Origin of the sequence: Vibrio lentus, from assembly GCF_002875945.1 — a bacterium.
Taxonomy (GTDB): domain Bacteria; phylum Pseudomonadota; class Gammaproteobacteria; order Enterobacterales; family Vibrionaceae; genus Vibrio; species Vibrio apostichopi.
On record NZ_MCZK01000154.1, the window covers coordinates 1 to 14350 of the forward strand.

Annotated in this window: 17 protein-coding genes; 7 read left to right on the forward strand and 10 right to left on the reverse strand. The window is 42.3% G+C overall.

Features of this window, described 5'->3' with window-relative positions:
- Positions 1–178: 178 nt before the first annotated feature.
- On the forward strand, positions 179–1285 hold the full coding sequence (locus BCT49_RS18760) for a M20/M25/M40 family metallo-hydrolase (RefSeq protein ID WP_102437381.1): 1107 nt from the start codon (positions 179–181) through the stop codon (positions 1283–1285).
- A gap of 132 nt (positions 1286–1417) precedes the next feature.
- On the opposite strand, the gene BCT49_RS18765 is transcribed toward BCT49_RS18760, so the two are convergent.
- From BCT49_RS18765 to BCT49_RS18785, 5 genes are all read right to left on the reverse strand, one after another.
- Complete coding sequence (locus BCT49_RS18765; RefSeq protein WP_102437382.1) at positions 1418–1807, reverse strand: hypothetical protein; 390 nt, start codon at positions 1805–1807, stop codon at positions 1418–1420.
- Positions 1804–2070, reverse strand: coding sequence for a hypothetical protein (locus BCT49_RS18770; RefSeq protein ID WP_102437384.1), 267 nt, complete (start codon positions 2068–2070; stop codon positions 1804–1806). The genes BCT49_RS18765 and BCT49_RS18770 overlap by 4 nt, the downstream gene beginning before the upstream one ends.
- Positions 2071–2340: 270 nt before the next feature.
- The gene (locus BCT49_RS18775; RefSeq protein WP_102437386.1) at positions 2341–2682 is read right to left on the reverse strand and encodes a hypothetical protein; all 342 of its coding nucleotides are present in this window, start codon (positions 2680–2682) and stop codon (positions 2341–2343) included.
- 188 nt (positions 2683–2870) lie between these two features.
- Entirely contained in the window at positions 2871–3293 is a 423-nt protein-coding gene (locus BCT49_RS18780) for a DUF3859 domain-containing protein (RefSeq protein WP_102437388.1), read from the reverse strand.
- A 93-nt stretch (positions 3294–3386) separates the two neighbouring features.
- Positions 3387–3755, reverse strand: a complete 369-nt coding sequence (locus BCT49_RS18785; protein ID WP_102437390.1) for an AAA family ATPase — start codon at positions 3753–3755, stop codon at positions 3387–3389.
- Between the two features lie 273 nt (positions 3756–4028).
- Between BCT49_RS18785 and metA the strand changes: the two genes are divergently transcribed.
- Both metA and pilW read left to right on the forward strand, forming a co-directional pair.
- Positions 4029–4970 carry a homoserine O-acetyltransferase MetA gene (gene metA, locus BCT49_RS18790; RefSeq protein WP_017105520.1) on the forward strand — a complete coding sequence of 314 codons (942 nt, stop codon included), beginning with the start codon at positions 4029–4031 and terminating at the stop codon, positions 4968–4970.
- Between the two features lie 186 nt (positions 4971–5156).
- Positions 5157–5924: a type IV pilus biogenesis/stability protein PilW gene (gene pilW / locus BCT49_RS18795; RefSeq protein WP_102437392.1), complete on the forward strand. Its 768-nt coding sequence runs from the start codon at positions 5157–5159 to the stop codon at positions 5922–5924.
- Positions 5925–6044: 120 nt separating this feature from the next.
- Here the strand turns inward: pilW and rlmF are convergent, their stop codons facing one another.
- Both rlmF and BCT49_RS18805 read right to left on the reverse strand, forming a co-directional pair.
- Entirely contained in the window at positions 6045–7367 is a 1323-nt protein-coding gene (gene rlmF / locus BCT49_RS18800; RefSeq protein WP_102437394.1) for a 23S rRNA (adenine(1618)-N(6))-methyltransferase RlmF, read from the reverse strand.
- A gap of 4 nt (positions 7368–7371) precedes the next feature.
- Positions 7372–7869, reverse strand: a complete 498-nt coding sequence (locus BCT49_RS18805) for a M48 metallopeptidase family protein (protein WP_102307301.1) — start codon at positions 7867–7869, stop codon at positions 7372–7374.
- Positions 7870–8006: 137 nt separating this feature from the next.
- Between BCT49_RS18805 and BCT49_RS18810 the strand changes: the two genes are divergently transcribed.
- Positions 8007–8243 carry a glutaredoxin family protein gene (locus BCT49_RS18810; protein ID WP_004734934.1) on the forward strand — a complete coding sequence of 79 codons (237 nt, stop codon included), beginning with the start codon at positions 8007–8009 and terminating at the stop codon, positions 8241–8243.
- A gap of 968 nt (positions 8244–9211) precedes the next feature.
- On the opposite strand, the gene BCT49_RS18815 is transcribed toward BCT49_RS18810, so the two are convergent.
- A complete protein-coding gene (locus tag BCT49_RS18815; RefSeq protein ID WP_102437396.1) occupies positions 9212–10084 on the reverse strand; it encodes a LysR family transcriptional regulator in 873 nt (290 codons plus the stop codon).
- A gap of 110 nt (positions 10085–10194) precedes the next feature.
- On the opposite strand from BCT49_RS18815, the gene BCT49_RS18820 reads away from it, so the two are divergent.
- Positions 10195–11394, forward strand: coding sequence for an MFS transporter (locus BCT49_RS18820; RefSeq protein WP_102437398.1), 1200 nt, complete (start codon positions 10195–10197; stop codon positions 11392–11394).
- A gap of 85 nt (positions 11395–11479) precedes the next feature.
- Positions 11480–12046, forward strand: coding sequence for a DUF1415 domain-containing protein (locus BCT49_RS18825; RefSeq protein WP_102350833.1), 567 nt, complete (start codon positions 11480–11482; stop codon positions 12044–12046).
- 39 nt (positions 12047–12085) lie between these two features.
- Here the strand turns inward: BCT49_RS18825 and BCT49_RS18830 are convergent, their stop codons facing one another.
- The gene (locus tag BCT49_RS18830; RefSeq protein WP_102437400.1) at positions 12086–13156 is read right to left on the reverse strand and encodes a sensor domain-containing diguanylate cyclase; all 1071 of its coding nucleotides are present in this window, start codon (positions 13154–13156) and stop codon (positions 12086–12088) included.
- A 213-nt stretch (positions 13157–13369) separates the two neighbouring features.
- Here BCT49_RS18830 and BCT49_RS18835 point away from each other — a divergent pair, with 213 nt between their 5' ends.
- Complete coding sequence (locus BCT49_RS18835) at positions 13370–13945, forward strand: nucleoside triphosphate pyrophosphohydrolase family protein (protein WP_076671730.1); 576 nt, start codon at positions 13370–13372, stop codon at positions 13943–13945.
- Between the two features lie 163 nt (positions 13946–14108).
- Here the strand turns inward: BCT49_RS18835 and BCT49_RS25995 are convergent.
- Positions 14109–14350, reverse strand: a 242-nt coding sequence (locus BCT49_RS25995; RefSeq protein WP_206747747.1) for a hypothetical protein, incomplete at its 5' end; no start/stop codon positions are given.

Sequence of the window (14350 nt, forward strand, 5' to 3'; positions counted from 1 at the left end):
AATTACGCAACAAAGCCGCTCGACGATATAAATAAGATTTTTCTAATAAAATAGAATAATCAGGCAACTTTCTTGATTTAACTCAGGCATTCATCTGGCACATTGGCGTTATAGTGATTTTCCTGTTCCTATAGCCGCGACTTCTGACGAACGAGCGGAAACATAATGAGAATTAACAATGACCCAAATTAATGAACAACGTCTTGTCGACCATTTCTGCGATCTTGTGAAAATCGATAGTGAATCACGCAACGAAAAAGCCATCGCGGAAGCACTGGCTGAGCAGCTAGGCGAACTAGGCTTTGACGTACATAAACTGGCCGTTCCTGAAGAAGTGTCGAACGGTTTCAACATCTACGCTCGTTTAGATGGCACACTTCCAGGTAGCACAGTATTCAGCTGCCACATGGACACAGTTACCCCAGGTATCGGCATTGAGCCAATCATTGAAGACGGCATCATCCGCTCTAAAGGCAACACGATTCTAGGCGGCGACGATAAATCTGGCATCGCAGCTATTATGGAAGCGGTTCGCGTAATCCAAGCTGAAGGCCAAGCACACAAAACGATCGAAATCGCATTCACAGTATTCGAGGAAGGCGGTCTATTCGGTTCTTTGAACTTCGATATGTCTTACATTCAATCTGAGCACGCTATCGTTCTAGATACAGGCGGCCCGATCGGCACTATCGTAAATGCAGCACCTGGTCAGCAAAAAATTGTTGCGAAGATCAAAGGTCGCCCTGCTCACGCTGGTTTAGCACCAGAAGAAGGCATCAGCGCAATTCAAGTGGCTGCAGACGCAATCACCAAGATGAATCTGCTTCGCATCGATGAAGAAACCACTGCAAACGTGGGTATTGTTGAAGGTGGTCAAGCGACTAACATCGTAATGCCAGAGCTTAAAGTCGTAGCAGAAGCGCGTTCACTGAACGGTGAGAAGCTAACAGCGCAAGTTGAGCATATGATTTCGACATTCGAAGCAAGCGCTAAGCAATTCGGTGCTGAAGTGGAAATCGAATCAACTCGCGCTTACGATGCATTCGTGATTGCAGACGATCACCCGCATATTCTTTCTATCAAATCAGCGTTCGAAAAGCTTGGCGTAACAGCGAATACCAAACGCACTGGCGGCGGTAGCGATGCAAACAACTTCAATGCGAAAGGCCTAACAACGGTTAACCTATCTACTGGTATGGCGAAAGTTCACACCACTGAAGAGTACATCGCGGTTAAAGACATGGTCGCAATCACTGAGTTTGTTGTCGCTTACGTAACTCAATAGTCTTGCTCGTTATCTAGATAGTATGACTCATTAACTAGATCGCAAATGCCATTTAGTTAACGTCAAAAAGCCGAGTCGACCTGTTAGGTACGACTCGGCTTTTTATTGTCTGTTGTATTAGATCAATAACCGCTATTTCGTGTAATCAAAATAGTACTCACAATTAACATTCATGACAGCAGTAATAATGTCTCGTCCATGATCAATATAGCCGTAGTCCTTCATTTCTCGCCAGCTTATGCGAGTGACTCGTTCACCCTTGCTTGTCGCGTGCTTCATAGCGACGTTGTTCAGAATATTAGTACACCCTCTGAAACCGCTTTCTGAACTTCTTATCCCTTGATATTCAGAAAACTCAGCAACGATGTGAACTCCATAGCCATAATCGTTGATACTATACTCATCAACCATTACACCGTCTGGATTAAACTGCTGAGGTTCACCAACATGATTTATTCCGGTGCTGCATCCCGACAATACAAACACCGAAAATAAAACCATGGCTATTAACTTGATTGTCATTCCTGAATCTCCCTCAGTCCTAGTTTGATTCGTCGCGATAACAAACCTAACCGAAGTAGATAATCAAGGTCTTCTTTCGCCATTGATTGCCAAATGTTATCCATAAAGACCGACGTAGCTAATTCAGTTTCTTTATTACTCAGAAACACGTGTCCGGCTGCATCAATATTTTCATGCGCTTCTATAGAACTTCTTGTAGAGTCATTGTTTACTACTCGACATTCATCAACATCCAAGATTAATTCAAATTTGTACTTTGGCATTTTTCTTCCTACCTAAAGTTTTGAAAACTCTAAGCTAAACCTATGAATACAGTTAGGGTTTAAACGACCCCAATGACAACGTTTTTCTAGCTATACGCTTGAAGTCGACGAGTATCGTTAACACTTTCTAACCCGTAAAGTTAAACCTTACACATTAATATTAGGTTTATGTTTTTGAGAGATAAGTAATTGTATTTTATAGTTCTATTGAGAAGGTCTAGATAAGTTGAAGGTATATTAATACTGAAGTCCAGACAGGAGTAACCCTACCTAAGTCGCGCTCTCCATGCGTTCTAGAACATTCGTAGCATGTAACAAATCATCCAAAGCAACGGTTCTTCCTTCCACTAGCGAGCAAAATACAACTTCCAAAAACGTGTTCGTTTTGTATAGCGCTTGATTAGACATGTATTGAGCGATGTAGGTATTTTTCTGTATTTCAGCTTTTGCTTTTTCGGTTTCACTTATTCCATGTGGTAGAAAGAGTAATACAAAGATCATAAATGGCATCAAGAAGCTAAACGCTCCCCAAAGGTAGAAATTTCTATTTTTAGATTTGGCTATCAGTGCGCCAGAAACTGACGAAACTGACAGAAAGATGAAAATTAACATGGGCCTACCCTTACTTTAAACAGCCTAAACATTATGAGGCTGAGTGAGTATCTAGAGCACACCCTATTGAGTAAAGTTAAATTAGCTTATTGATATTATTGAGAGATAAACGGCTGAATTTTAGCGAGTTAAACTTCCGTTCACAAAAGCCAATAATGTTGAACTTAAGACACTCTCACGCTTATTCATTAGAATCCTCTACGCTTCCAGAACTGGCTTTCGTCTTTACCAACTAGGTCGAATGTCTTGTCCGCAATGATGTTTCCTTTTAGCTCGACAGTCATACGCCATTTACCGAGTTTGTTCGAGACTGGCGCCCAGATTGTGTCGCATAAGTAGAAATCCCAATCGTTGTTACCGACATACTCTTCACCATCAAACGGCTCTAAGACCTCACCTTTGTCTGTGGTGATATCTGGGTGATAGATGCAGTAACGGATCTTTTCACCCTTGGCTTTTTTGATATTCAGAATGTAGCCAAACTCGACGTCAATTTCAGCGTCGACAATTGTGGTGAACTCTTGGATTTTTGGTAGGTCTTTAGATTTTGAATCCCATGTGGAGTAGATACCATAAGAGGTCATGTCGACCACAACTGAGCGCTTTGCCATTTCAATCTTTACCTTGGAGTTATTCTTTGAGTTTAATATTGGTCGTTGTGTTTAATTCGTTAGCCAGATACTCGTTAACAAAAAAGCACAGGGCTATTCTTGCCAATCTTTCGCCATACGCTTAATCACCGATGGTTCGATGTCATGAATGCTGCCATATTGCTCTCGGCAAACTTCGATAACCAAATCTGCTTTGTATTTGAGTGCAAGTTGGCGATAAGCCTTTATTTCCCACTGCTTGATGAAGGTGTTCGACACCACAACATCTAGCCCTTGCTTTAGGCCATTTTCCGTCGTGTTCTGACACCACTCATGCGCTTGCTGCAACTGCCTAGGATCGAAATGATATTCACCTTGATCATTCACGTAATACATATCCGCTTCGACATGTAATGCATCGTAGGTCTTTGCTTTTGTTGACTTGCCCGAGCCAGGCAACCCTCGAATGAGTATTAACTTCATCTGTCACTTTACAGGCTAATTCGAAAACGTAAGTTTATCTCAAATACTATCGAGTTGCTCTGATAACTCCCTTAATCCTAAACACTTGAACCAATCAATTCCCCCCAAACCGAATGTACGAACAACACACAACAAGCCCTTAGCCGGCAGGTATTGCTTTTGATAAAAAACACAAATAATTTACATCTATCCATTTTGTATATCGACAAGCGTATCAAACTACTATAGATTTAGAAGTATAGACGTCTACATATCTAGCTTAGGGAGAAAGCTGTGCCTATTCGCATTCCAGACCAATTGCCAGCATCTGATGTTCTTCGTGAAGAAAACATCTTTGTTATGCCGCTATCAAGAGCATCGACACAGGAAATTCGTCCACTTCGAGTCTTGATCCTCAACCTAATGCCGAAGAAGATTGAAACTGAAACTCAATTCTTACGCCTACTATCGAACAGTCCATTGCAAGTGGATGTTGAGCTGCTGCGCATTGATGACCGACCAAGCAAAAACACACCGACAGAACACCTTGATAACTTCTACCGCCAATTTGAAATGGTCAAAGGGAGAAACTTTGATGGATTGATCATCACGGGTGCACCGCTTGGCTTGGTTCAATTTGAAGACGTTATCTACTGGGATCACCTAAAAACCATCATGGAGTGGGCCAATAAACACGTTACCTCGACTCTGTATGTGTGCTGGGCAGCTCAAGCGGGCTTAAAGCTGTTGTATGATTTGCCAAAACGTACGCGCAAAGAGAAGCTTTCTGGTGTTTACAGTCACGAGATACATAACCCATACCACCCTCTTCTACGTGGCTTTGATGATACGTTTTTAGCGCCCCACTCACGTTATGCCGATTTCTCACAGGAATACCTAAACGACCATACTGAACTGGATATTCTTGCGACATCTGACGTTGCTGGTGTTTACTTAGCGGCAACCAAAGATAAGCGAAACGTGTTTGTAACCGGTCATCCAGAATACGATGCGCATACACTGCACGGTGAGTACGTTCGTGATTTAGGGGAAGGCATGGAGCCGGTGATTCCTATCAATTACTACCCGAACAACAATCCAGATAATAAGCCGGTTGCAAGCTGGCGCAGCCATGGGCACTTGCTGTTCTCCAACTGGCTAAACTACTGTGTTTACCAGCAAACGCCTTACGATCTGGATCACTTCAGCGAAGACAACTTCACTAAAGACGATTAAACGAAAAGCCATTTAGGTATTTGGTTATTCAGAAAAAGTTCAGTGAAGCCGTGTTCAGTAGGTTGTTGATAACACAACCAATTGAGCGCGGCTTTTTTATGGTGTGTGGCTCGCATTCCATAATAGATTTACCACTTCGACGACTGCGATTTCATATGATGTGTTTGTGTTCATAAGGAGCCGCACATGCCTGCCAAGTCGTTATTATCTAAACCTCTTTCGTTGTTTTGCCCCCTTTCGTTATCAAATCTCGCACTACTCGCCTCATTCTCATTGGTTGGCTGCGTTTCTGTGACTGAAGGGCCACCTAAAATAGAAAGTGACCCGATTGCGATGTCTGAATCTCGAATCGAGTTAGGCTTGGGGTATATGGGGCAAGGTAATATGGTAAGAGCGCGCGAGAATCTTGAGCTCGCCGTTAAACATGCACCAAGTTACTATCGCGCACGCCTGTCTATGGCTCACTACTTTGAACGAGTCGGTGAAATTGACGAAGCCAGAGTGACTTATCAAAAAGCTCTGCGCTTAGATTCCAAAAATGGCAACGTGCTCAATAATTACGGCACCTTTTTATGTAAACAGGGTGAATATCAGCAAGCCGATAAATACTTCAACCAAGCTATTGATCAGCCGTACTATTATTTAGTGTCTGCAAGTTATGAAAACGCGGCTTTTTGTGCGTTTAAAGCAGGCGAAGTGGACCAAGCACGATACTACTTCACGAGAGCAATAGACCACGATCCAAACCGCGTAAAATCAATTCTTCAGCTATCTAAGATAGAAGTCAGTACCGAGGATTATAATGATGCTCGGCTGCGTCTGTTTAAATTCCACCAGCGTTATGGCTATCAAGTGCCCTCACTTCAAATCTTAATCGAACTAGAAAAGAAAGCCGGCAACAGCGCATTACAGCAGAAGTACCAAAGTGAATTAGACGAGTTACTTTCTGTTTAAACCAACTTGGGTTTTAGGTGACTAGATGATTAAATAAAAACGGGCTTGCTGAAAATATCGGCAAGCCCGTTGTTAATTTTAGAGATCGGTTTTGAACCGGTTACTTCAGTTCTGGATTCGTTATTTCAATTCGATCCATTGTTGACGCTGTTCGTCGTCCATAAATGTCCAAGCAACGAAGCGACTAGCTTTTTGTCCTTGCGACATCTCAACCACTTTTACTTGTTTTGCTCTCAGCTTACCAAGTTCTGAACGAATCATGTCTACGTTGTCTTTCTTAGAAATCAGTGTCGTAAACCACAAGACTTGCGTCGAGAACAATTGGCTCTCTTTGGCCATTTTCAAGATAAACGCGGCTTCACCACCCGGACACCACAACTCGGTTTTCTGACCACCAAAGTTCAATGTTGGTTTGTTCGCTGCATCTACGGCATTCTGCGCCGCCTTCTTGTTTTTACGCTCTGGCTTAAACGGTAGGCCTGCTTTCTTCGCTCGATTGGCTGCTAAGTTGTCTAGTTTACGTTGAGAACCTTGCTCAGCTTCTTCTTGTGAACCATGGAAAGGAGGATTACAAATAGTGACATCGTAACGCTCATTATCCTTGATCACACCTTTAAAGATGGATTCAGAGTCTGCTTGCAAACGACTGCGGATCTTACCTTTTAGGTTCGCATTGCTTTCTGCAATAAAGTTCGCCGCTTTTACTGAAACAGGATCCACATCCGTGCCGGTACAACGCCATTTATACTCTGTCGCACCAATGATTGGGTAGATACAGTTTGCACCAACACCGATATCTAACGCTTTAACCGAAGCATGGTTGTAAGGTTCACCTTGTCCATCGCTATTCAGGATATCTGCCACTCTGTGGATGTAATCAGCGCGTCCTGGAATAGGCGGACACAAATAGCCCGCAGGAATATCCCAATGCTTCACACCGTAGTGATGAGCAAGTAAGGCTTTGTTCAAAAGCTTGACCGCCAGAGGATCAGAAAAGTTAACCGTATCTTCCCCTACTGGATTCTTAATCAGGTGTTCTTTCAACTCAGGCAGTGCCGCGACCAACAGGTCAAAATCGTATCGGCCTGTGTGTTGGTTTCTTGGGTGCAATCCGCCTTGAGGTTTTTCAGCCGAACGTCTTTTCTGAGCTGCGTTTTTGTTAAAAGCAGTTTTATTAAAAGAACCCTTATTCGATGATCCTTTATTCGCACCCTGTTTACCTTTGCTATCTTTTGCAAAAGGTCGCTTTGCGTTGTTGTTGCCAGCGCCTTTGGGTGCACTATTCTTGCGGCTTTTGTCAGATGTGTTCTTTGTAGAAATACGCTTGTCGCTGCTTGGCTTAGCTGTACTTGGCTTAACATCAGCTTGATTGTCTTTTGTTTTTACTGATGAGGTGCTGTTTTTCGACAGGCTTAGCGTAGTTCTGTTTTGTGATTGGCTCATTGGGCTACTTCTTTAAATCTAAATACATCATGAATAAACGGGCATCTAACTCAAGTTGGTGATAATCCGGTTCCATGTGACAGCATAGTTGGTAAAAAGCTTTATCGTGCTCTTTCTCTTTAATATGCGCCAGTTCATGAACCACCAGCATTCTCAATAGAGGCTCTGGTGCGTTCTTAAAAACACTCGCTATGCGAATTTCATTTTTCGATTTGATCTTTCCACCGTGATTCTTCGCAACGTAAGAATGAAGGCCTAATGCATTATTGATTAGGTGTATCTTCCCGTCGTAAATCACTTTGCTAATGGGCGGTGTTTTTTTCATATAGCGATTTTTTATCTCAATCGCATAATCAAACAAGGCTCTCTCGCTCTTTATCTCATGATTATTTGGATAACGAGCTTCAAACCAAGGCACTAACTTATCCGACTCAAGTAACTGAGTCACGGGGTCAATAATGTGCTTGGGATAGCCTTGAATATACCGCAAAGAAGGATGCATGCTGAAAGACCGTACCGGTTACACCACGACAATACGTTGTGGTCTTGAAATTTGAGCCGCATAGTGTAACTGATCACACTTTTCTAATCACCTAGGATTCGTTACACTTTAGCGAGATTCACCAAGAGAATGAAAAAATGAAACGTGTTGTATTGTACGTCGCAGACAAATGCCCGCACTGTAAAGATGCTCAACGCTATCTGGACTCAAAGAAAATTGAATATCGCCTCACGAATGCAAAAATGCAGCGTGGTCGTAAAGAATTGCAGGCAATGGGCGCGCGCTCTATCCCTGTACTGAAAATCGGTGATCAAGTGATGGTCGGTTGGAATCAGAAGAACTTCGATAAGATGTATAACTCAAAGAACACATAACGTGACCTAAGAGTTCAATACTTCTACACAACAAAGCCCGCAGATCCAACCAAGGATGTGCGGGCTTTGTTTTGTCTATTTCAATGTAAATAGGTCATTAAAATTCGATATCGCTATCCTTTAACCCTCAAGAGCTTGTCACAACCTGAACACTTATATTTTTCTTTAATCCCAAGGACTTTGTCTAAAATGGTCCTGCGAACTCTCACAAGCCTTTGTTCTTTGCACTTACATTTCATAGGGTAGCAATTACTATTTGGATGATGTTTTAAGGACGCAAATATGAATGACCCAGCGCAAGATAACCATATTGTCAGTCACACGTTTTTCTCTGAATAATATAACCATCATTAACGCTTGTGATTAAAATTGGCTAAAACATTTAAAATCAAACAGTTATGTATAATGAACTTTTAAGTAAAGACGGAGAAACCTACTGGTACTTCCTAGAGGCGATTTGAAGAGTTTGGAGGAGGTTTAAGAATTGAACTCAGTCAACGTTAGAAAAGAGCCGAGAAGTGAACTCATGACTGTCTACCTTTTCGAGTAACTATCATGTTGCAATGAACTGTTGAGCAAAATCAAGGAAAGCTGAAACTTATGCGATAGGCATTAGGCCAGCTTAACACAGGCCTATATACGCATATTTCAACCACATTTTCTCTTACTACGCGACCACTAGCCTTTAATTTTGAAAACCATACCGCAGTTCACGCACTGGTATCTTCCTTTGATACCAAAGAAACGATCCATAAACGTTCTATGAATCCTAACCAGCTTTTGCTCTTTACATTCGCATTTCATAAAACAGAACGCCACACTTAAAAGTTCTGTTAATTATTAAGTACGAGGCATATTAAGTAAATCATAAACCCTTAATATCCACGCCTAAATTAGTGACATTATTCTCATAAATCACCATAAATGTGATATTGCTTCATATTATTCACCGATATGACGACAAAAAATCACACATATTGCTTCACGAAATCAATAAAGGTTCTGTCTGCCTTCGACAGATAACCTTCCTTTCTCCAGGCCAAAGATAGGTTCAATTTCACAGGGTCTTTAAATGGCACGCCGACAACGTCTTCTTCATACTCAGTGACCAAGCTAAGTAACGCAGTAATGGCGAACTCTCGTTTTACAATAGATAGAATCATCGGGAGCAAGTTGGTCTCGAATGCGATAGTCATGTCTAGGTTGTATTTTTTACAGGTCGCATCGATAAAGTCACGGTGGAAATAACCCGACTTGAACATTATCAGCTCTTGAGCGAAAAACTCTTCAAAGGTGATGGATGGTTGCGTTGCCAATGGGTGCTCTTTACCAACGACGGCTAACATTTCTGAGCTTAATAGGTGGTCAGTTTCAAGATCATCAGGCACGTTTTCATGATTAATCACGCCGATATCAAGCTCACCGTTTAATAACATTTCACGAATCGAAGCAGTACCAGCATCAATCAGTGTCAGTTTTAAGTTTGGGTATTGGCTTTTAAAGGCCATCACCACCTGTGGGAAAAAGTAACTTCCCATCATGCTTGGCGCTCCTAAACGCACCTCTCCTTTTTCTAGTCCCTTTAGCTCGTTCATTGCGAGTTGAGCATCGTCGAACTGCTGAGCGATTCTCTTGGCATGCTCGAACAACACTTTTCCCTCTTCCGTTAAGGTGACGGATTTGTCTCCGCGACGAAACAGAATTAACTCCAATGTCTGTTCTAGTTTTTTAATGGAGATACTCAATGCAGGCTGTGCGATATGCAGCGCTTTTGCGGCCTGAGTAAAGTTACCAAACTGAGCAACGGCCAGAAAATGTCGAAGAGGTTTTGATTCAAGCATGGCGATATATTTTATATATGGAGGTGATATCTTTAATATATTTATTTAATCCACCCAGTACTGATAACTTGTTCACAAATAGCTTATTAACTCGCACAGGCGCAACATCAATGTTTGATAAAGGCAGTACTCAATACAAACGAATCACCCAATCATTAGCGATTGGCTCGTTTATCATTTTCTGCAACCTGTACCTTTTTCAACCTATCTTGCCGCACATGGCGGAGCACTTCCAAGTATCTGAAACTCAGATCAACTGGCTGTTTGCCGCAACGACACTTGGCCTTTCAATTAGCTTGGTACCTTGGGCAATCGCATCTGAAACCTTTGGTCGAAAACCCATTATTTTGTTCAGCTTATTTGCTATCCCGCTAATAGGGCTGAGCATGGTGTTCACAACTACCCTACTCCAGCTTGTTATTGCCAGAGCATTCATGGGAATTGCGGTCGCAGCTTTTGCTGGTGTCGCGGTTGCCTACATGGTGGAAGAGTTATCGCCCAAAGCCTTTGCGGTCGCGATTGGTGGCTATATTGCGGCCAACTCATTAGGTGGGATTTTTGGACGTGTATTGGGTGGCTTAATCACAGATTATTTCGACTGGCATGCGACAGTTTTGTTTTTCGTTGTTGGATCGTTGCTTGGCGCACTCTATATTGCGTATAGCCTGCCTGACCAACAAAACTTCAAACCACAGAAAGGGCTGTTCTTTCATCATAACCGCTCGGTAGTGATGCATTTAAGAAACCGCACCTTGTGGCTCGCGATGTTGATTGGTGGCGCTAACTTCGCGCTGTTTGTTAACCTCTATTCGGTAATGGGCTTTAGGTTGGTATCCGAACCTCACTCAGTACCGGTTGGCTTAGCTTCACTGATATTCCTATGTTATTTGGCCGGAACGATAAGTTCTAAACTCTCCAACAAATGGACACTTCGTTTTGATCCGTTAAGCGGAATCTTGATGGGTGTGTGTATCAGCTTAGTTGGAATGCTGGTTTCTGCGGTCGATAAGGTCCCGTTCATGCTCGCTGGTTTACTGTTGATTAGTGGCGGCGCCTTCTTCGCCCATACCCTTGCCTATTCTTGGGTGAGTCAAAAAGCGACAAGTGCGAAGGCCACAGCAACCGCACTATACCTTGTGCACTATTATATTGGCGGAAGCTTGGGTGGGTTCTTGCTCTTGTATTGCTGGCAGTTATTTGGCTGGAACGGTGTAATAGCAGGTGGTTCTATCTTCTATGTCGCGATATTTGCATGGGTCTATCAGTTGAAACAGCTTCAAGTATCAACCTCTAAGCTAGCTGAAGCGTAAGTAACACAAGCTGTCTGATTGAATTATTGCTTTTGATTAACGTTCGTTCTGATATCCTACGCAAAATTTCATTTCGGAACCTGTTATGTCGAACACTCAAAGCACAGATCTTCAAACCATCCACGACCAAGTAAAACAATGGTTAGACGATGTCGTTATTGGCCTAAACCTGTGTCCATTCGCAGCCAAGCCACAACGTAATAAACAGATTAAGATCTTTGTGAGTGAAGCGAATACGGAAGAAGCGTTGTTGGAAGACATCATGACGCATTTCGTAGAGTTAGATAACACACCAGTCGCTGAATTAGAGACAACATTGGTGGTTGTGCCTAACATGCTGCAAGATTTCTTCGACTACAACATGTTCATTGATTGGATTGAAGCTCTGATTAAGCAGGAAGATTGGGAAGGTGTTTACCAAGTAGCGACATTCCACCCAGACTATTGTTTTGGTGGTGCAGACCCAGAGGACGATGAAAACCTAACGAACCGTTCTCCATATCCGGTTTACCATTTGATTCGCGAAGCAAGCATGGAAAAAGTGTTGAAGCACTACCCTAACCCTGAAGCGATTCCAGATACCAACATTGCAAGAGTTGAATCTTTAACACCCGCGGAACGTCGTCAATTGTTCCCTTATCTATTCAGCTAATTGCGAACAGTTGAACACTGAGAACAAACCAGTTTCGGCTTACGAACCGGAGTGTTCTTGATGATATGGACGAGAAATAAACTGATCTCGTCCATTTTGCTTAGCAATGTACAGGCATTCATCGGCAACTTTGATTAACGAGTCTAACGCCGACATTCTTTCCCCTTTGGTATCTCCAGTACTCAATTCAAAATGACACGCACCGATTGATATGGTGACTGGCTTTCTATCAAGCGTAATTTTCTTCATCTCTTGCAAAAGAATCATGAACTTATCTTCAACATAACTGGGTGTTCTATTTGGATACCAAAGAATAAACTCCTCGCCACCAAAACGCGCCACAAACTCGCCTTCTTGAGTGTTATGACTCAACACGTTCGCCACTTTCTTTAAAACAACATCACCCATTTGATGACCGTAAGTATCATTAACGACCTTAAAGAAATCGATGTCGACAACTGCCAAGGTTCCCTTTCCTAAAGAGCCTTTTAACTGCTCGACTTCCGCATTCAGTGTTTTGAACAAGCAACGTCTATTTGGTAAGTGTGTAAGAGGGTCGTAAAGAGCTTGGTACTCTAACTTCTCATTGAGCTCTTTGAGTTTTCGTTCTTGTTGTCTTCTAACGAGTTCCACTTCTATCCATGAGGCCATTAACCTCATCACGTCGATGTCGAACTCTTTGAATTCACGATGATAGGGAGCCGGGCTTGAAAAGTTTAAGGTGCCATAAAGCTCATCATTAACGAAGATAGGAATACCAATGTACGACTCCAAACCAAAAGACTGGTAGGCAGGATGAGTCGCATACTTATCGTGTTTGCCACAATGTTCAATACAGATAGGGCTGATCGATTTACACGTTATCTCACAGTAGGTAGAGCGATAATCGAAAGTATCACCACTATTAAGTTCAACCCCTTCAGGTGTAACACAATGTTCAACCAAATAAGTATTACCGTCGACTTTAGACAAAATACCAATATCTAAATTAAAGCGTTCGAGCCCCATTATAAGCAGCTGAGCGATCTGACTATCGAAGCCCTTTCGATAATCATTGGTGATTTGATACAAGCGGCGTATCACAATTTCACTTTCACTGGCTTGGTTCATAACTGGGATCCCACTGCTGCCGAGTTTAATGACAACATCAATATTTGGTATATTTAGAAGAGTAAAGGGTAATAAAACACAATAATCAATTGGTTTGTATGCAAAATACCTCATTGGTCCAATGAATAAAAGTCGACTTCTTCGACTTTGCGTTAGCACCCTATTCCCAGCTTTGGTAAAATACCCCATTAACGAAACAGAATGGATAGGAAAATGAACCTTTCTCAACTAAGCCAAGAAATCTACGATCACCTTTACCGCGACATTGAAGAGTTCCGCAGTACTTTTGATCTGCCTGTTGCTGCTCCTGAAACAATGGACGAAAAAGGCGATACGCTACACACCTCTCTAGCGATCGAAGAACTAACAGAACTTGCAGAAGCTGACTCTAAAATTGAACAAGCGGACGCTATTGTAGACAGCGTTTATGTTTTGATGGGACGTTTGGTTCACCTTGGCCAAGCGAAGGTTGAAGACAACCTAGCAATCAGCTACCTGATCGACCTACTGTTGAATGTTTCTAAAAACCGTTCAATCGACTTTCTGCCTTGTTGGGACGAAGTACACTCAAGCAACATGAGTAAAGTATGTCGTAATGAAACAGAATACGCAGAAACTGAAGCTTTCTATGCTGAGCAGAACATCAAACTGATGGCGGTTCAAAAAGGCGAGTACATCATCGCTAAGTGTGCGGAAGATTTCGTATCTGAAGGCAAAACCGTTCGCCAAGGCAAAGTACTAAAATCTGTACATTACCGCCCTGCGAACCTTGAGTCTCTAACGGCTTAAGCCTATGTTCAGCGATTAGCTCTTAAAAGCTATTACTACTAAGCAAGAACAGAAACATTAAAGCTAGCTGCATCAATGCCACGTCCAACAACAACTGGACGTGGCATTTTATATTGATTTAAATAGGTGTCTGGTCATCACTCTAGAATGAAGAGCTTCCCTTCTATGGGATACTAATACATTGAAGAATGGGCGAGATCGCATCATCTTCGAATACGCTACAAACATCTGATAGTTGACTTGACAAACTTTCTTCTATCAGCAAATTATTTCGATATCCGCTACCTATAGGACCTATTCTATCTAATTCTCCAGAATCAGAAATAAGTATTCTGCCGCCTGAGTTTGAAAATAATCGTTGAGATGCTTCCGGCCCAAACTTCCAAGGCTTTGTTGCGTAATTCA